Genomic DNA, 15,492 nt, shown 5'->3' with positions numbered 1-15,492 from the left:
GGACGCCGGTGACCACCTGGTCCCCGTCGCGGTGCGCCCTGCCGCCGAACGGTCCTGGGCAGCCACCGACCGTGCAGAGGAGGTCGTGCGTGCGTCCGATCCGTCCCGGTGACCGAGGACCTGCGGTGACCGAGATCCGTGCCGTGCTGACCGGTCTCGACCTCCTCTCCAAGGCGACCGGCCCGCATCACGACGAGTTCGACGCGGCCACGGAACGGGCCGTCCGGGCCTTCCAGCAGTCGCGGGGACTCAGCGTCGACGGCCGGGTCGGCGCCGAGACCTGGCGGGCCCTCGACGCCGCCCGCTGGCGCCTCGGCGCCCGAACGCTCTACCACGCGGTGCCGGTTCCGCTCACCGGCGAGGACGTCCGGTCGTTGCAGGAACGGCTGCTGGAGATGGGGTACGACGTCGGGCGGGCCGACGCCATCTACGGCGTACGCACCTCCCGGGCGGTGGCCCAGTTCCAGCGTGAGGTGGGACTGGCCCCGGACGGCACCTGCGGTCCGCACACCATGGGGGCGTTGCGCCGGCTCGGACGCAAGGTGGTCGGCGGACGGCCGCAATGGCTGCGCGAGTCCGACGCCATCCGACAGTCCGGCCCGACGCTGGTCGGCCGGACGGTGGTCATCGACCCGGGCCACGGCGGCACCGATCCGGGCGTGGTGGTGCCCGACGGCCCGCTGCGCTGGACCGAGGCGGACCTGGTGCACGATCTGGCCAACCGGCTCGAGGGGCAGCTGGCCGCGTCGGGCGTACGGGTGCAGCTCACCCGAGGGCCGACACCGGAGACCTGCCTGCCCGACATCGACCGGGCGCAGCTGGCCAACTCGCTCAACGCGGACGTCTTCATCTCGCTGCACACCGACGGGCACGCCAACCCGGACGCCGAAGGGGTCGCGACGTACCACTACGGCACCGACAACGGCGTGACCTCCGCGACCGGGGAACGCCTCGCCGGCCTGGTCCAGCGGGAGATCGTGGCCCGGACCGGACTGCGCGACTGCCGGACCCATGCCAAGACGTGGGATCTGCTCCGGATCACCCGGATGCCGGCGGTACGCGTCGAGGTCGGCTACCTCACCTCACCGGCGGACCGGGGCCGGCTGGTCGATCCGCGCTTCCGGGACAAGGTGGTGGAAGCGATCGTGGCGGCGGTGCAGCGGATGTACCTGCCGATCGAGCGCGACGTGCCGACCGGCTCGATCGACGTCAGTGAGCTGCGGGCGGCCGTCGCCGCCGGCACCGTGATCGACTGAGCGCCGCCGGACTCACCCGGCGGTGGAGCGGGTGGCCGGCGCGGGACGGACCGGGCGCAGCAGGGACTCCGGGCTCATCGAGCCGAGCAGCTTCTCCAGCGCGTACTCGACATCCGATTTCCAGCTCAGCGCCGTCCGCAATTCCAGCCGCAGGCGGGGATAACGGGGGTGCGGGCGGACGGTCTTGAAGCCCACCGACAGGAAAAAATCGGCGGGTGCGACGCAGGTCCCTCCCGGGTCGGCGGCGTCGCCGAACTTGGCGTCACCGAACGCCTCGATCGCCTTGATGCCGCGCTTGGTCAGGTCGCGGGCCACCCCCTGCACCAGCATCCGGCCGAGCCCGCCGCCGGCGAAGGCGGGCACCACGTTCGCGGTCATCAGCAGCGCCGCGTCGGCGGAAACCGGCGAGGTGGGAAAGGCCATCGACCGTGGCACGTACGCCGGCGGGGCGTACATGACGAAACCGGCGGGCATCCCGTCGACGTAGATCAGCTTGCCGCAGGAACCCCACTCCAACAGGGTCTGCGAGACCCACGCCTCCTTCTCCAGCCCGGGATCGCCGGCCGCGCACGCCCGATCGGCCGAAACCGGATCAAGCTCCCAGTAGACGCACTGTCGGCACGGCCGGGGAAGATCCTCCAGGGTGTCGAGGGTCAGGCTGACCAGACGTCGCGACATAGGCGCTTCCCCCACACTAGGTTCGGCGGCGGTACCGGCCCGGACGGACCGCCGCATTCCTGCCCCCGACGAGCGATCGTACGCCGCCGATCGCCACCACGGGAGAGTACGCGCGAACGCCCACCACACGGGCAGCCCCCGGGGCCCGGCATGTGGACGCGGGGCCGTCGGAAGACCGCCCGGCCGGCAGATGGCGGCTAGGATCGACATCCGGCGCGCCGTGCCGCCATGGTCGCCGGTGTCCCGGGTATCCGGGAAGGAGCCGTCCCAGCCGCCACCGAGGTGATGTGATGACCGGCACGACACTCGACGACTACACCGACCGGTACGCCCGCCGGGTGCGGGGAATGACCGCCTCGGAGATCCGGGCGCTGTTCGCAGTGGCCAGCCGGCCGGAAGTGGTCTCGCTCGCTGGCGGCGCCCCGTTCATCGCCGCCCTCCCGCTCGACGCCGTCGGCGAGATGCTCGGCCGGCTCGGCGCCGAACACGGGACCACGACCCTGCAGTACGGCATCGGCCAGGGCACCCTGGAGCTGCGCGAACGGATCTGCGAGGTGATGGCCCTCTCCGGCATCGACGCCGCATGCGGGGCCTCCCCGGAGGACGTGGTGGTGACCGTCGGCGGGCAGCAGGCGCTCGACCTGGTGGCCCGGCTCTTCCTCGACCCGGGTGACGTGGTGCTCGCCGAGGGGCCGACCTACGTCGGCGCGCTCGGGGTGTTCCAGGCCGCCCAGGCGCAGGTCGTGCACGTGCCGATGGACGACGACGGCCTGATCCCGGAGGCGCTGGAGACGGCCATCGCGGACCAGGCCCGGGCCGGCCGGCGGGTGAAGTTCCTCTACACCATCCCGACCTACCAGAACCCGGCCGGCGTGACGCTCACCGAAGAGCGGCGCGAGCGGGTCCTGGACATCTGCGAGCGCGCCGGCCTGCTGGTGGTCGAGGACGACCCGTACGGCCAGCTCGGTTTCGAGGGGGAAGCGCCCGCGCCGCTGCGGGCGCGCCGCCGCGAAGGCGTCTTCTACCTCAGCACCTTCTCCAAGACCTTCGCCCCCGGATTGCGGGTCGGCTGGATCCTCGCCCCGCACGCCGTACGGGACAAGCTGGTGATCGCCAGCGAGGCGCAGATCCTCTGCCCCAGCGTGTACGCGCAGTCCGCCGTCACCGCGTACCTCAGCACGATGCCGTGGCGCGAGCAGCTGAAGGTCTACCGGGAGGTCTATCGGGAGCGGCGCGACGCGATGCTCACCGCGCTGGCGGACCTGATGCCGGCCGGGACCAGGTGGACCACCCCGGCCGGCGGCCTGTTCGTCTGGGCCACCCTGCCCGACGGGCTGGACGCGAAGGCGATGATGCCGCGGGCCATCGCCGCCCGGGTGGCCTACGTCCCCGGCACCGGCTTCTACGCGGACGGCAGCGGCACCGGCCACATGCGGCTCAACTTCTCCTTCCCCTCGCCGGAGCGGATCCGGGAGGGGGTCCGCCGGTTGGCCGGCGTGATGGAGCAGGACATCGCCATGCGACGGGTGTTCGGTGCGGTCGGCGGGCCGGGCGCCCGGCGGGGCCAGGCCGGCTCGGACGCCCCGGGGCCCGACTTGGCATGATGCCCGGCATGGGTGTCAACGCTTCCGAGGAAGCCCTCGTGTCCGGTGCCGCTGCCAGCGAATTGCACGTGCTCGTGCTCGCCGGTGGTCTGTCCTACGAACGCGACGTGTCGCTGCGTTCCGGCCGCCGGGTGCTCGACGCGCTGCGAGCGGTCGGGATGGAGGCCGAGCTGCGCGACGCCGACGTTGCCCTGCTGCCCGCGCTGGACGCCGATCCGCCCGACGCCGTGGTGATCGCCCTGCACGGTGCCACCGGCGAGGACGGATCGCTGCGCGGAGTACTCGACCTCTGCGGCGTGCCGTACATCGGCTGCGACGCGCGGGCCTCCCGACTGGCCTGGGACAAGCCTTCGGCGAAGGCGGTGCTCCGGGAGGCCGGCATCGCCACCCCGGACTGGGTCGCACTGCCGCACGACCGGTTCAGCGAGTTGGGTGCGGTGGCCGTGCTGGATCGCATCGTCGACCGGCTGGGACTGCCGCTGATGGTCAAGCCCGCGCAGGGGGGCTCCGGGCTCGGCGCCGCCGTGGTCCGGGACACCGCCTCCCTACCCGCCGCCATGGTCGGTTGTTTCGCGTACGACCCGACCGCGCTCGTGGAGCGCTACGTGCCCGGCATGGACGTGGCGGTCTCCGTCGTCGACCTGGGTGATGGTCCGCAGGCCTTGCCGCCGGTCGAGATCGTGCCGCGGAACGGCGTCTACGACTACGCCGCCCGCTACACCGCCGGCCGGACCACCTGGCACACTCCGGCCCGGCTGGATCCGGCGGTGGCCGTTTCGGTGGCCGAGATCGCGCTGGCCGCCCACACCGCGCTCGGCCTACGTGACCTCAGCCGGGTCGATCTGATCGTCGACCCGGCCGGCCAACCGCACGTCCTGGAGGTCAACGTCTCGCCGGGGATGACCGAGACGTCGCTGCTGCCGCTCGCGGTGCAGGCCGCCGGCATGGACTTCGGCCAGGTCATCGCCACCCTGGTCACCCGCGCCACCACCCGCTGACGGCCGAGATGTAAGGAAGGGCCCCTTATTAACGCCTGGCGTTGTATAGGGGCCCCTTCTTAACACTTCAGCGGCTGGGAACCCGGCTGTCTGCACAGCCGTCCCGCCGTCAGCACGACGGAATCTCAGGCACCACTCGACCTGGTGATCGGGCCGGTCGCGTCACCGGCGATTTCTGTCGCCTTCGGCTCGGAAGCCTGGCCACGCGCCGTCGGGTTCGCCTCGGTGGTCGACGCGACCCGCCCATCTGCCGCGCCTGCTTCCCTCTCCGCGTCCGCCGCTGCCGGGTCCGCCGCTGCCGCCCCGGCGATGCCGTCCTGCCGTCCGGGCACAAGGCCGGGCTCCGCTTCTGGTGACGGTCGCGGCGATGGTACGGCGGCAGCAACAGCCGTCGACGCGGCCCCGGTCGAGGGCCCCTCAACCTCCGGCGCGCCGGTCGACGCGGCCCCGGTCGTCGCCGATTGCCGTCCGAGGTCTGAGGCATCGGTATCCGCCCGCTCGACCGTCTCCGCGATGGCGTCCAGGAGCGAGCCGCCCTGCGGCACCTCGTCCTCGGTCGGGTCGGACTGCATGGCCAGGCTGGACGGGGCCTGCCACTGGATCCGGTGCGGCTCAGCCAGCGGCCGACCACCGAACTCGGCAAGCCAGGCGGCCACGAGAGCAAGGTTCTCCCGCCACTTGTCCTCGGAGATCGGCGGCAGGATCGAATCCCAGAGGGTGAGGAAGGTACCTCGGAGCTGAAGTCGCCCGTACGGCCGGGCAAGGAACCACATGTGCAGGTGGGCCGAGCCGTCACCCCAGCGGTTGACGTGCACGCGGGCCACTCCGTCGAGTGACCGGATGGCCCGTTCGAGCCGTACGGTCATCACGCCCAGTTCGGCGGCGAGAAGATTGGGCAGGTCGCCCAGGTCGAAATGCGACCGCGATTCCAGGATGAGCACCATCGGCAGACCCGTGGGACGGTCCATCGCGCGTACGCGCCACCGCTCACCAACCCAGATGTAGGCATCGTCGGGCGCCTGACACGCGGTGCATTCCCGGTCTGCCTCGCCCTTGCGGAGAGGTTCGACCGGTACCGGATCGTCGAGTGGCTTGATTCGCAGCTCGCCCTCGAAGGGAAAAGACGGCCACTGGGTGAAGTCCGGGACTGAGGGAGGGGTGTCGCGCACGAGGCTGACCCTAACCGAGTCCGGCACTGCTGTCCCTACCCCATCCACCTTCGGTTCCGTCCAGGATCGAGGGAAGCGACAGCGTCACCCACCGACTATCCCCAGAGATATCCACAGGCTCGGGAACCTCTGCGTAGTGGCGATCTTCCCGGCTCAACAAGGGATTCCGGCTCCCGTTTCACGTGAAACGGAGCCAGCCTGTGGACAACGGGTGTGGATAACGTTCGGGCGGCCAGGTGTCCCCGCTGCGCCGTACGGAAGTCGTGTTGTCCCGGCGCGAAGACAGCTCCGCGTAAAACCCGGTGCGCACTCGGCTGAGCACCGAGGTCGAGCCGGCCTCAGCTCGTTTCACGTGAAACATGGCCTGTCCACGGCCCACCCCCTACCGAACCGATCGGCACTCGCCCGCCTTTGATCGTGACCACCTGCGCAGAAACACGCTTGGCAGATCGCGGCGGCCGCTGCTAGTTTTCCTGAGGCCGTGCGAGAGACCGAGGAGGTGGTACCCGTGAACGTTTCGACATGGGTGCTCCCCCCTGGGGTCACGGTCGGGCGATAGGTCGTCCGGGAGCGCCGCTCACGAGCTCCCGAAAGGCACGACCATGCGATTCGCTTCTGAACAGCGCCTCGATGACGGCGTCCTCGAACGCGAATTCACCCTCGGCGAGATCCCCGGCATCCTGTGGACGCCCGCATCCGCATCCGCACCGGTCCCGCTGATCCTGCTCGGCCATCCCCCGCTTGGACTGCACAAGATGTACCCCCGCCTGGTGGCGCGGGCCCGCCACGCTGCGGCGGATGGCTTCGCTGCAGCCACCATCGAGCTCCCCGGGAGCGGTAACCGGCCCCGTTGGACCGCCGCCGAGCAGGCCCGCGCCGACCTGCGCCGGGCCATGGAGACCGGCGAGCCGGTCAGCGCCGAGATCATCGACGCCCTCATCCTTCCGCTCGTCGACAAGGCGGCCCCAGAATCACAGGCCGCCCTGGACGCCCTCCTATCGCTGCCCGAGATTGGCGGCCCGGTCGGGTACTCGGGGGGAGTGATCTCCGTCGGCATCCGGCTTGCGGTGGTCGAGCCGCGCATCGTGGCCGCCGGCTTCTTCGCCGGGAGTTTCGTGCCTCGCACCATGTTCGAGGAGGCCCGACAGGTCACCATTCCGCTGCACGTCCTGCTGCAGTGGGATGACGAAGGGAACGACCGGCAGGCGGCCCTGGACCTGTTCGACGCCTTCGGCTCCAAGGAGAAAACGCTGCACGCCAACATGGGCGGACACACCGGTGTCCCGCAGTTCGCAGGGGAGGACGCTGCCCGGTTCTTCGCCCGGCATCTGCGCTAGTGCGGTGTCCACTGACGTTCACCGGGTTTTCGGTGGATTGTTGTGGATCCTCGCCGTTGGGCGAGCGATCCTCCCCGGGTGGTGGGGCGAGCCTCCGCGGGCCAACTGATCCTCTCGCTGCCTGGGGTGGGCGGCGGGGGTCACGTCGGGACTGGCCGGCACCGGGGAGGTGTCGGCCGGCTCGACGGTGCGTGACCACCCCGGGCAGCACAACTGTGGTGGGGGTGGTGGGTCCGCCGCCCCGCATCGGTGTCCAACACGCCGCGGGGGTCGCCGACCTTTGAGCACACCGACACGCCGCTGCACCGCCCAGGACACCACCATGCGAGCGGCTTCGTGCTGGACCTGCCGGACCCGCCACTTGTGCCGGCCTTCGACCAGCCGTGTTCGGCGGCGGTATCTGCGCCACCGCCGCGAACCCCGCTGGCCCGGTTTCGGGGCCCGCCGTGAGACGGCGCGGCGGCGGCGTTTGGTGTCGGCCAGGTGCATGCGGTGCTCGGCGCGGATCGCCCGCCCCGACACCAACAGGCCCTCCCCGTCCGGGCCGGCCGCCGCGTAGGGGTGGATGATCCCGAGATCCACACCAGCCACCCGGGCCGGATCCGGCCCCTCACCGAGCGGATAGATTGCCACCGGCACTTCGGCGGTCACATCCAAAAACAGCCGGCCGCCCACACAGAACAGGGTGACCGAGGCGGACCTGGTCGACCCGCTACGGCACCTGGCGCGCCAACCGCACCCACAGCGGCCGGGCACCCTGAGCCATAGAGATCCGCACCCGACACAGGCCAAAACACCGCCGCCGCTGCCCAACCGTCACCCGCAACGCCACCCGCGCAGTGCAACACACAACCCGAGCAGCGGCAGGACCCCGACGACGAGACACGAACCACACCCAACACCACCCGTACGACAAACTCCGACCGGCAGCCAACCCAGCGCACGTCAACGGACACCGCACTAGCCGCAGGCCGGGACCAGGCCGCCAGACCAGCAGCAGGCGGTAGGCGGCGCTGGCCAGCACGCCGCCATCGAGGAAAGGCCCCGGCCCTCCTCGATGGCGGTGGCCAGTAGATGCACAACCACCCCGATCGCGGTGGTGCCGGCCATCGGTGGTACCGGCCGGTCGGGGCGGAGTGCTGCTCTTGGTGACCGGCTTGACCTCAGCAAGAGTTGATCGACACAGTTTCGGCGAAGTTGCTGTCTCACGGGCAGGCTGACACCGCAACTTCCCTGAAACTGCGTGGATCATCTGGAGTCGCACGGGTGGCGGCGAGGCGAGTCCCGGTCGAGGCTGGCAAGGAGGCCGACGAAGTTATCACCCTCGAAGCCCTGCTGCGGGGGAGCCAAGGCCAATGCCGGTGCTGCATGACCGACGACAACACCGTCCACCGGGCTCGCCACAGCCCAGCCAGTCCCAATACCGGCTCCGCTGAGCATGACGAGAGAGCACGACGAGAACGAGCACCATCAGCCCGGGCAACGACAGAGAAGCCCCGCAGCAACGGGTGCAGCCCGGCAGCGATGGTGCAGGCGGCGACGAGACCGTCGGCACACGGCACGTGTCCCCAGCGGCGGAGACAACGGAAGGTACTGCGGGCACTGGCTGGTCCAGCTATGGTGCGGACCGCATGGTTCGACAACCGAGGGCTCGTTTCACGTGAAACGAGCCCTCGCTGACGCGCGCCGGCTCCGTCGATCGCCGGTTGCGTTGTTACCACCGGCGGCGCCCGGCCGGTGGTAACAACGCCCCTGTTACATCTCCGACTCTGCCTGTTCGACGCCGATGAGGCCGACAATCCGTTCCAGGTCGTCGACCGTGGCGAACTCGATCGTGATCTTCCCCTTGTTCCGCCCGATGTCGACCTTCACCCGGGTGTCGAAGCGGTCGGAAAGCCGGTCGGCGAGATCGTTCAGAGCGGGCGCGTGCGGTTTCGGCCGGCGTTTGGCCGATTCCTTCTTACCCGGCCCCTCGCTCAGGGTCAGCGCGACGATCTCCTCGGTCGCGCGGACCGACAGGCCCTCGGCGACGATTCGCAGCGCGAGCTGCTCCTGGGTGTCCGGATCCTCCAAGCTGAGCAGCGCCCGAGCGTGTCCTGCGGACAGCACCCCGGCGGCGACCCGCCGCTGCACCTGGGCCGGCAGATTCAGCAGCCTGATGGTGTTCGAGATCTGCGGTCGGCTACGCCCGATCCGGCGGGCCAGTTCCTCGTGGGTGGCGCCGAACTCCTCCAGCAGCTGCTGATAGGCGGCGGCCTCTTCCAACGGGTTCAGGTTCGCCCGGTGGATGTTTTCCAGGAGCGCGTCCCGCAGCATCGCGTCGTCACGGGTGTCGCGGACGATTGCCGGGATGTTCTCCCGGCCGACGGCCTGCGCCGCCCGCCATCTGCGCTCGCCCATGACGAGTTCGAACTTCTCGTCGTCGAGCTGCCGCACCACGATCGGCTGGAGGAAGCCGACCTCCTGGATGGAGGTCTTCAGTTCCTCCAGCGCATCCTCGTCGAAGACCTGCCGCGGCTGTTTGGGGTTGGGCACGATCGAGTCGACCGGGATCTCGGCGAAGCGAGCGCCGGGCACCGGGCTGAGGATCGGATCCAGCTCGATCGGTGGTGCCACCGCCGCCGCCGGCGGCGGCGGAACGACTGGTCGGCCACCGTCGGCCGTGCTGCTCGTTCCAGCCGGTACGACACCAGCACCAGCATCCGGGGCCGGCCCGGTCGGGATGAGCGCCCCAAGGCCCCGTCCCAGACCACCCCGAGGACGGTTCTTCATGCCACGCCTCCCAGCGCCTCGTCCGCACTACGCATTCCGGCTCACCGGTTCCTTGACCCCTCGCTCGGCAATCTCCTGGGCGGCCTCGAAGTAACTCGTCGCCCCCCGCGAACCGGGATCGTAGGTCATCACCGACTGCCCGTAGCTGGGTGCTTCCGAGACCCGGACGTTACGCGGAATCACCGCCTGGAGCACCTTGTCGCCGAAGTGGTTCCGCACGTCCTGCTCGACCGCGTCGGCGAGCCGGGTACGACGGTCGTACATGGTGAGCAGGATCGTGGACACCGCGAGCCGGGGGTTGAGGTGCTGGCGGACCAGATTGATGTTGTTGATCAGCTGGTTCAGTCCTTCTAGCGCGTAGTACTCGCACTGGATGGGGATGAGCACTTCCTGCGCGGCCACCAACGCGTTCACCGTCAACAGGCCGAGCGACGGCGGGCAGTCGATGAAGACGTAGTCGAAGTGCCCGGGGTACGCGTCGATGGCCCGGGCCAGCCGCGATTCGCGCGCCACCACCGACACCAACTCGATCTCAGCGCCGGCCAGGTCGATGGTGGCCGGCACGCACCAGAGGTTGGGGATACCCTCGACCGCCTGGGTCACTTCCTCCAGCGGCACGCTGTTGATCAAGCATTCGTAGACGTCCGGCACACCGGTGTGATGCGGGACGTTCAGTCCGGTGGAGGCGTTGCCCTGCGGGTCCAGGTCGACCACCAGGACCCGGTTGCCGTGCAGGGCGAGCGCCACCGCCAGGTTCACCGTCGTCGTGGTCTTGCCCACGCCGCCCTTCTGGTTCGCGACGCACATGACCCGGGTCCGCTCCGGCCGAGGCATGCTCACCTCGCCACTGGGATTCAGGATCTGCACGGCGCGCATCGCCTCCATAGCCAACGGTGGATCATCCTCTTCGCGCGTTGGAGTTTCATGTGAAACGTACGCGGCGTCAGTGCCGGTCGGGCCGTAGGGCGCCGCCGAGGCCACGGGCGGGTCAGCCGTAGACCGGGGATCGGGCACCACGCCGGGCGCCTGCTGGCTGGCCGTTGCCGGCTCGAATCGGGCCGATGCCGAGGTGTTCCGCCGGATCGGGATCACCCGTGCCTCCGGGGTGGCGTTGACGGGCCGGCCGCCCGGGTCGGACGCGTCTCGCGCCGAAGACCATGGGACACCCGACGTGGGTGCCTCCCGGTCGGACTCCGAAGGGCTCTGCGGCGCCCCGGCGGACCGCCAACCCGGGTATTCGGTTTCACGTGAAACAGGGTCGTCCGCTGCCCCGGTCACCCGTGGATCGTCGTACCTGCCGTCGTCATGCACCTGTCATCCCTACCCGCTCCGGATGGTCGGTCCGCACCCCGTCAACCGGGCCACTCGCGCGCTCTCCGCAGAGGTACCGCCCGGCGGAAGCGGCCGGGCCCCGGAGGACCTCACCGCCCGCTCCACACTATCGACGCGCGGTCAGCCTACGGCGCATGGGCGCGGCCGGTCCACGTCGGGTTCGCAACCCGCCGGCCGGGGCTGGGCGATTACGTCCGGATTGCCGGCCGAGGGACCTGTTGATCCCCTCTACCGGCCTGATCATCGCCGACGCGAACGACCGGCTCGCGGCTTCCGGGCCGCCACCTTGGACGTCGGGCCGACCACTCGCTCCCGCACGATCTCCACGACCGTGGTGGGCGGCTCCAGGACGCCTTCGCCGCATCGGCGCAGCACGGCACCACCACCACCCAGGCGGTGTACCGCCGCGGCGTGCTCGGCGATCTCCTCGGCCGCCGAGGCGCCCTTCAGAGCGAGCAGACGCCCACCCGGCACGGCCAGTGGCAGGCACCAGGTGGCGAGTCGGTCCAGGGGCGCCACGGCTCGGGCCGTCACCACGTCGCCGCGCAGCGGGTCCGCTCCCGCTGCCGCTTCCTCCGCCCTCCCACGGAACACCCGGACCGACCCGTCGAGCGCCAACACGTCCACCGCCTCCTGCAGGAATGCGGTACGACGGGCCAGCGGTTCGATCAGCGTCACCGTGAGGTCGGGTCGGGCGATGGCGAGCACCAGTCCCGGCAGTCCCGCCCCTGAGCCCACGTCGAGCACGGTCGCGCCGGCCGGAATGAGTTCGGCGACCGCCGCGCAGTTCAGCAGATGACGGTCCCAGATCCGAGGTGCCTCGCGCGGGCCGATCAGGCCACGCAGCACGCCGTCGGTGACCAGCAGTTCGGCGTACGCGGCAGCGAGATCGAGCCGGTCGCCGATCAGCCGGCGGGCCGCCCCGGCCAGCTCGGGCGGTAGCACCGCCACGCCGGGGTCGGGTGGCCGGACCGGCCGGGGCAGCTCGGGCTGGGCAGCCGGCGGCCCGGGCGGCGTACCACCCGGGCCGGACGAGAGACCGCCCCTGATGTCGTCCCGGACCACCCGTTCAGTCCGTCGGGCTGACGATGATGCGCCGGTTGGGTTCGACACCCTCGGACTCGCTCTCCACACCGTCGATCGCGTTGACCACGTCGTGCACACACTTGCGCTCGAACGCCGACATCGGCTCCAGCCGCACCGGCTCGCCGTGCTCCTTCACCTTCTCGACGGCGTTGCGTGCGACGGCCGCGAGTTCCTTGCGGCGATTGGCCCGGTAGCCCCCGATGTCGAGCAGCAGCCGGCTCGGCGAACCGGTCTGCCGGAAGACGGCGAGCCGGGAAAGTTCCTGGAGCGCCTCCAGGGTGGCACCCCGCTGACCGACCAGGTTCTGCAGGCGGCCACCGACCACCTCCACCACCGGCCGGCCACCGGACACCAACTCGTCGATATCACCGTCGTAGTCGAGGATGTCGAGCAGTCCTTCGACGTAGTCGGCGGCGATCTCGCTCTGTCGGAACAGATCGCCGTCACCGGCTGCCTTGCTCGGCGCCGGCTCCGCGTCGGTCTCCTCCGGTTCGCCGTCGACCGGAGCCGTCACGGTCGGCTCGTCGTCCAAGGGCTGCTGGTCGGCGCGGGGGATGCTGGTGTCGGTCACGGTGTCATCTCCGTACTCGCTCGGCCGGACCTGAGGTCCGCTGGTTTCCCGCGGCCGGCGGGAGGTCGCCGGTGCCCACGGGCACGTCGTCTGCAGGGGTCAGTCTCGCCCGTACGCCGCGGCACGCGCGGCGGTTCGCGCCTGCGGCACCGGCCTTCCGGCGACGGCACCGTCACGCAACGGGCCGCCACCGTCTCCGGCGGCGGCCCGGACGATTTTCAGCCCTTCCGCTTGGCTGGGCGGCCCTTCTTCGGGTTCGCCGGCTTGGCACCCGGCTTGGGGGCGGCGACCGTCGGCGCGGCCGGCTTCGGCGGTGCTGCGGCGGGCTTGCTCCGGCCGAGCAGGCCGCCCGCCTTCGCCGGCTGCTTCCCGTCGCGCCCGGAGGTGGTGCCCGGCTTGCTGGTCGCCGTCACGGGCGGCGGGAACTTGCGCAGCACCCACTGCTGCTGGCCGAGGGTGAAGAGGTTGTTGGTGACCCAGTAGATGATCACACCGATCGGGAAGATCGCGCCGGAGATCAGCAGCGACAGTGGGATGCCGTAGAGCATCAGACGCTGGATCATCCGCTGCTGCGGGTCCTCCGCCCAGCCGGTCTTGAGGATCATCTGACGGCTGGTGAGGTACGTGGTGCCCATCATCACCAGCACCAGGACACCGGCCATGATCTTGACGGTGGTGCCGTTGGCGCCGAGCCGGGCCAGTTCCTCTGCCGTGGACCCGAACTTGCCGGCGATCGGCGCGGTGAACAGGGTGGCCGCCGAAGCGCTGTCGAACTGGTCCACCGTCCAGTTGTACAGCGTCTTGGCGCCCTCGCCACGGTCCGGGTTGAGGCGCTTGAGCACGTGGAAGAGGCCGAGGAAGACCGGGATCTGGAGGAACATCGGAAGGCAGCCCATGAGCGGGTTGGCCTTTTCCTTCCGGTAGAGCTCCATCATCTCCTTCTGGAGCGTCTCCCGGTCACCCTTGTGCTTCTCCTGCAGCGCCTTCACCTGGGGCTGAAGCGCCTGCATCGCCCGCTGCGACTTGATCTGCTTGACGAAGACCGGGAACAGGATCACCCGGACGGTGACCACCAGGAAGAAGATCGCCAGGATCCAGGACCAGTTGGTGCCGAGGACCGCGGTGGCCGGAACCCCGATGGCGTCCCAGACCGAATGCCAGGTCAGCAGGATCCACGAAATCGCGTAGTAGATCCAGTCGAGACTCAATTCTCAGGCTCCAGTCACGTCGGCAGCTCGGCGGCCGCCCGGCTCCGGCACCGGGTCGTATCCACCAGGATGAAATGGGTGGCAGCGCGACAGCCGCCGGACCGTCAGCACGGCCCCCCGGAGCGCACCGTGCCGCGCCACCGATTCAAGGGCGTACGCGCTGCACGACGGGTGAAACCGACAGCGGGCCGGCAGAGCCGGACTTATCCACCGACGGTACGCGATGATGGGTAGGGCCAGCGCCCGGGCACCAGCGGTAGCCGGTCGGGGCGACACCGGCTCGCCGCTCACCGTCGCCGTCCTCGGGCGGTCCGGGCCGCAGTGAGCGCGGCATCCAGATCGGCGCCGAGCCGCTGATAGGTGGCGTCCGCCGCTGGCGGCAGGGCGCGTACGACGAGGGTGCTTGCGGCCGGCAGGTCGTCGAGCCGCTCCCGGACCAGGTGCCGTAGCCGGCGGCGGACCTTGTTCCGGACCACCGCGGGCCCGACGGCCCTGGAAACCACGAAGCCGGCGCGGGGTAGTGACGCGGAGTCCGCCTCCGCACCATCCCGCACCGGCTTCGACGCTGGGTCGGTGGATCCGGCTGCGCTCGGCAGAGTCAGGTGGACGACCAGGGTGCCCCGGCCGGCCCGGCGGCCACCGCGAACCGCTGCGGCGAAGTCGCTACTGCGCCGCAGTCGCTGCGCGGCTGCCAGCACGACTGCCACATTCCCCGGAGCAGACCCGATCAGCCTCAGGCCGACAGGCGGGTGCGGCCCTTGGTACGACGGGTCGAGATGATGGCACGGCCGGCCCGGGTGCGCATGCGCAGCCGGAAGCCGTGGGTCTTGGCGCGCCGGCGGTTGTTCGGCTGGTAGGTGCGCTTGCTCACGTCAGGCTCTCCGTTGTCGGACGCCCCGGGCGAGTGATCGCCGGGGTCGTGGTGGTCCAGGCTGCCGCTCTGCGGTGGCCCCGATCGGCGCTGCCCAGACGGTGCGACACCTCCCCTGTGCTCGACGACACCTCGACGAGTGGGAGAAACGACCGCGGACAGCAAGCACCCGTCACCCTAGCAGAGGGCGTAAGAGCAGCCGCTCCAGCCTAGGTCGGGGTGCAATCACCGTCAAACCGCCTCGGCTGCGCCAGTCAGCTGCGGTGAAGCGGTGTTTTTCCCGGATGCCGACAAGGGTCGGGTGCGTCGACGGTTGATGATGCGGCGACAACGCTGTTACCGTGCCCGATTGCGGTCAGCGTCTCCAGCTCCGGGATTGTTGCCGGCAGGCAAGACCGGACATGGCAGTCAATCGTTCGGCACGGTGAACCCGCTTCAGCGCCCGGTCATGGCAGGGGGCAGGTCCGACCCGCGCCCGGCGGGCGGCCACAATCGGTCGGTACACAGGCTGTGGATAACTTGTGGAGGACGACCGGTGGGACGACCGGGTGGGTGATGAGGTGGCGCCCGCTCGGTACGAGCCATCCGGACGGCCGGAGACGGCGGTGTC

14 protein-coding genes are annotated in these 15,492 nt (G+C 70.4%); 4 read left to right on the top strand and 10 right to left on the bottom strand.

Annotated features, from left to right (window positions below):
• Positions 1-89: 89 nt before the first annotated feature.
• The gene (locus IEY61_RS20225) at positions 90-1,256 is read left to right on the top strand and encodes an N-acetylmuramoyl-L-alanine amidase (RefSeq protein ID WP_189046632.1); all 1,167 of its coding nucleotides are present in this window, start codon (positions 90-92) and stop codon (positions 1,254-1,256) included.
• A gap of 12 nt (positions 1,257-1,268) precedes the next feature.
• On the opposite strand, the gene IEY61_RS20220 is transcribed toward IEY61_RS20225, so the two are convergent.
• On the bottom strand, positions 1,269-1,934 hold the full coding sequence (locus IEY61_RS20220) for a GNAT family N-acetyltransferase (RefSeq protein ID WP_189046630.1): 666 nt from the start codon (positions 1,932-1,934) through the stop codon (positions 1,269-1,271).
• A 290-nt stretch (positions 1,935-2,224) separates the two neighbouring features.
• Between IEY61_RS20220 and IEY61_RS20215 the strand changes: the two genes are divergently transcribed.
• Together IEY61_RS20215 and IEY61_RS20210 are read left to right on the top strand one after the other, a co-directional pair.
• A complete protein-coding gene (locus tag IEY61_RS20215) occupies positions 2,225-3,538 on the top strand; it encodes an aminotransferase-like domain-containing protein (protein WP_189046628.1) in 1,314 nt (437 codons plus the stop codon).
• Between the two features lie 8 nt (positions 3,539-3,546).
• The gene (locus IEY61_RS20210; protein WP_189046626.1) at positions 3,547-4,536 is read left to right on the top strand and encodes a D-alanine--D-alanine ligase family protein; all 990 of its coding nucleotides are present in this window, start codon (positions 3,547-3,549) and stop codon (positions 4,534-4,536) included.
• Between the two features lie 125 nt (positions 4,537-4,661).
• Here the strand turns inward: IEY61_RS20210 and IEY61_RS31325 are convergent, their stop codons facing one another.
• On the bottom strand, positions 4,662-5,705 hold the full coding sequence (locus IEY61_RS31325; RefSeq protein ID WP_229706141.1) for a hypothetical protein: 1,044 nt from the start codon (positions 5,703-5,705) through the stop codon (positions 4,662-4,664).
• A 602-nt stretch (positions 5,706-6,307) separates the two neighbouring features.
• Between IEY61_RS31325 and IEY61_RS20200 the strand changes: the two genes are divergently transcribed.
• Positions 6,308-7,042, top strand: coding sequence for an alpha/beta hydrolase (locus IEY61_RS20200; protein WP_189046624.1), 735 nt, complete (start codon positions 6,308-6,310; stop codon positions 7,040-7,042).
• Positions 7,043-8,797: 1,755 nt separating this feature from the next.
• On the opposite strand, the gene IEY61_RS20195 is transcribed toward IEY61_RS20200, so the two are convergent.
• From IEY61_RS20195 to rpmH, 8 genes are all read right to left on the bottom strand, one after another.
• On the bottom strand, positions 8,798-9,814 hold the full coding sequence (locus tag IEY61_RS20195; RefSeq protein ID WP_189046622.1) for a ParB/RepB/Spo0J family partition protein: 1,017 nt from the start codon (positions 9,812-9,814) through the stop codon (positions 8,798-8,800).
• A 27-nt stretch (positions 9,815-9,841) separates the two neighbouring features.
• Positions 9,842-11,125, bottom strand: coding sequence for a ParA family protein (locus tag IEY61_RS32000; protein WP_308424582.1), 1,284 nt, complete (start codon positions 11,123-11,125; stop codon positions 9,842-9,844).
• A 261-nt stretch (positions 11,126-11,386) separates the two neighbouring features.
• Positions 11,387-12,211, bottom strand: coding sequence for a 16S rRNA (guanine(527)-N(7))-methyltransferase RsmG (rsmG, locus tag IEY61_RS20185; RefSeq protein WP_373293187.1), 825 nt, complete (start codon positions 12,209-12,211; stop codon positions 11,387-11,389).
• 4 nt (positions 12,212-12,215) lie between these two features.
• Complete coding sequence (locus tag IEY61_RS20180; protein WP_189046620.1) at positions 12,216-12,803, bottom strand: Jag family protein; 588 nt, start codon at positions 12,801-12,803, stop codon at positions 12,216-12,218.
• A 218-nt stretch (positions 12,804-13,021) separates the two neighbouring features.
• Positions 13,022-14,011 carry a membrane protein insertase YidC gene (gene yidC, locus IEY61_RS20175; RefSeq protein ID WP_189046618.1) on the bottom strand — a complete coding sequence of 330 codons (990 nt, stop codon included), beginning with the start codon at positions 14,009-14,011 and terminating at the stop codon, positions 13,022-13,024.
• Positions 14,012-14,014: 3 nt separating this feature from the next.
• Positions 14,015-14,302: a membrane protein insertion efficiency factor YidD gene (gene yidD, locus IEY61_RS20170; protein ID WP_189046616.1), complete on the bottom strand. Its 288-nt coding sequence runs from the start codon at positions 14,300-14,302 to the stop codon at positions 14,015-14,017.
• Entirely contained in the window at positions 14,299-14,709 is a 411-nt protein-coding gene (gene rnpA / locus IEY61_RS20165; protein ID WP_189046614.1) for a ribonuclease P protein component, read from the bottom strand. Before rnpA ends, yidD begins: the two co-directional genes overlap by 4 nt.
• 35 nt (positions 14,710-14,744) lie before the next feature.
• A complete protein-coding gene (gene rpmH / locus IEY61_RS20160) occupies positions 14,745-14,882 on the bottom strand; it encodes a 50S ribosomal protein L34 (RefSeq protein ID WP_091567639.1) in 138 nt (45 codons plus the stop codon).
• Positions 14,883-15,492 lie beyond the last annotated feature (610 nt).

Origin of the sequence: Micromonospora sonchi (genome assembly GCF_014646235.1) — a bacterium.
Lineage (GTDB): Bacteria > Actinomycetota > Actinomycetes > Mycobacteriales > Micromonosporaceae > Micromonospora > Micromonospora sonchi.
This window is presented reverse-complemented; position numbering and strand designations above follow the sequence as displayed.

Excerpts from the sequence above, each read along its gene's own strand:
- IEY61_RS20220 (WP_189046630.1), bottom strand. The coding sequence starts at position 1,934 with ATGTCGCGACGTCTGGTCAGCCTGACCCTCGACACCCTGGAGGATCTT.
- IEY61_RS20215 (WP_189046628.1), top strand. The coding sequence starts at position 2,225 with ATGACCGGCACGACACTCGACGACTACACCGACCGGTACGCCCGCCGG.
- IEY61_RS20210 (WP_189046626.1), top strand. The coding sequence starts at position 3,547 with ATGGGTGTCAACGCTTCCGAGGAAGCCCTCGTGTCCGGTGCCGCTGCC.
- IEY61_RS20200 (WP_189046624.1), top strand. The coding sequence starts at position 6,308 with ATGCGATTCGCTTCTGAACAGCGCCTCGATGACGGCGTCCTCGAACGC.
- IEY61_RS20195 (WP_189046622.1), bottom strand. The coding sequence starts at position 9,814 with ATGAAGAACCGTCCTCGGGGTGGTCTGGGACGGGGCCTTGGGGCGCTC.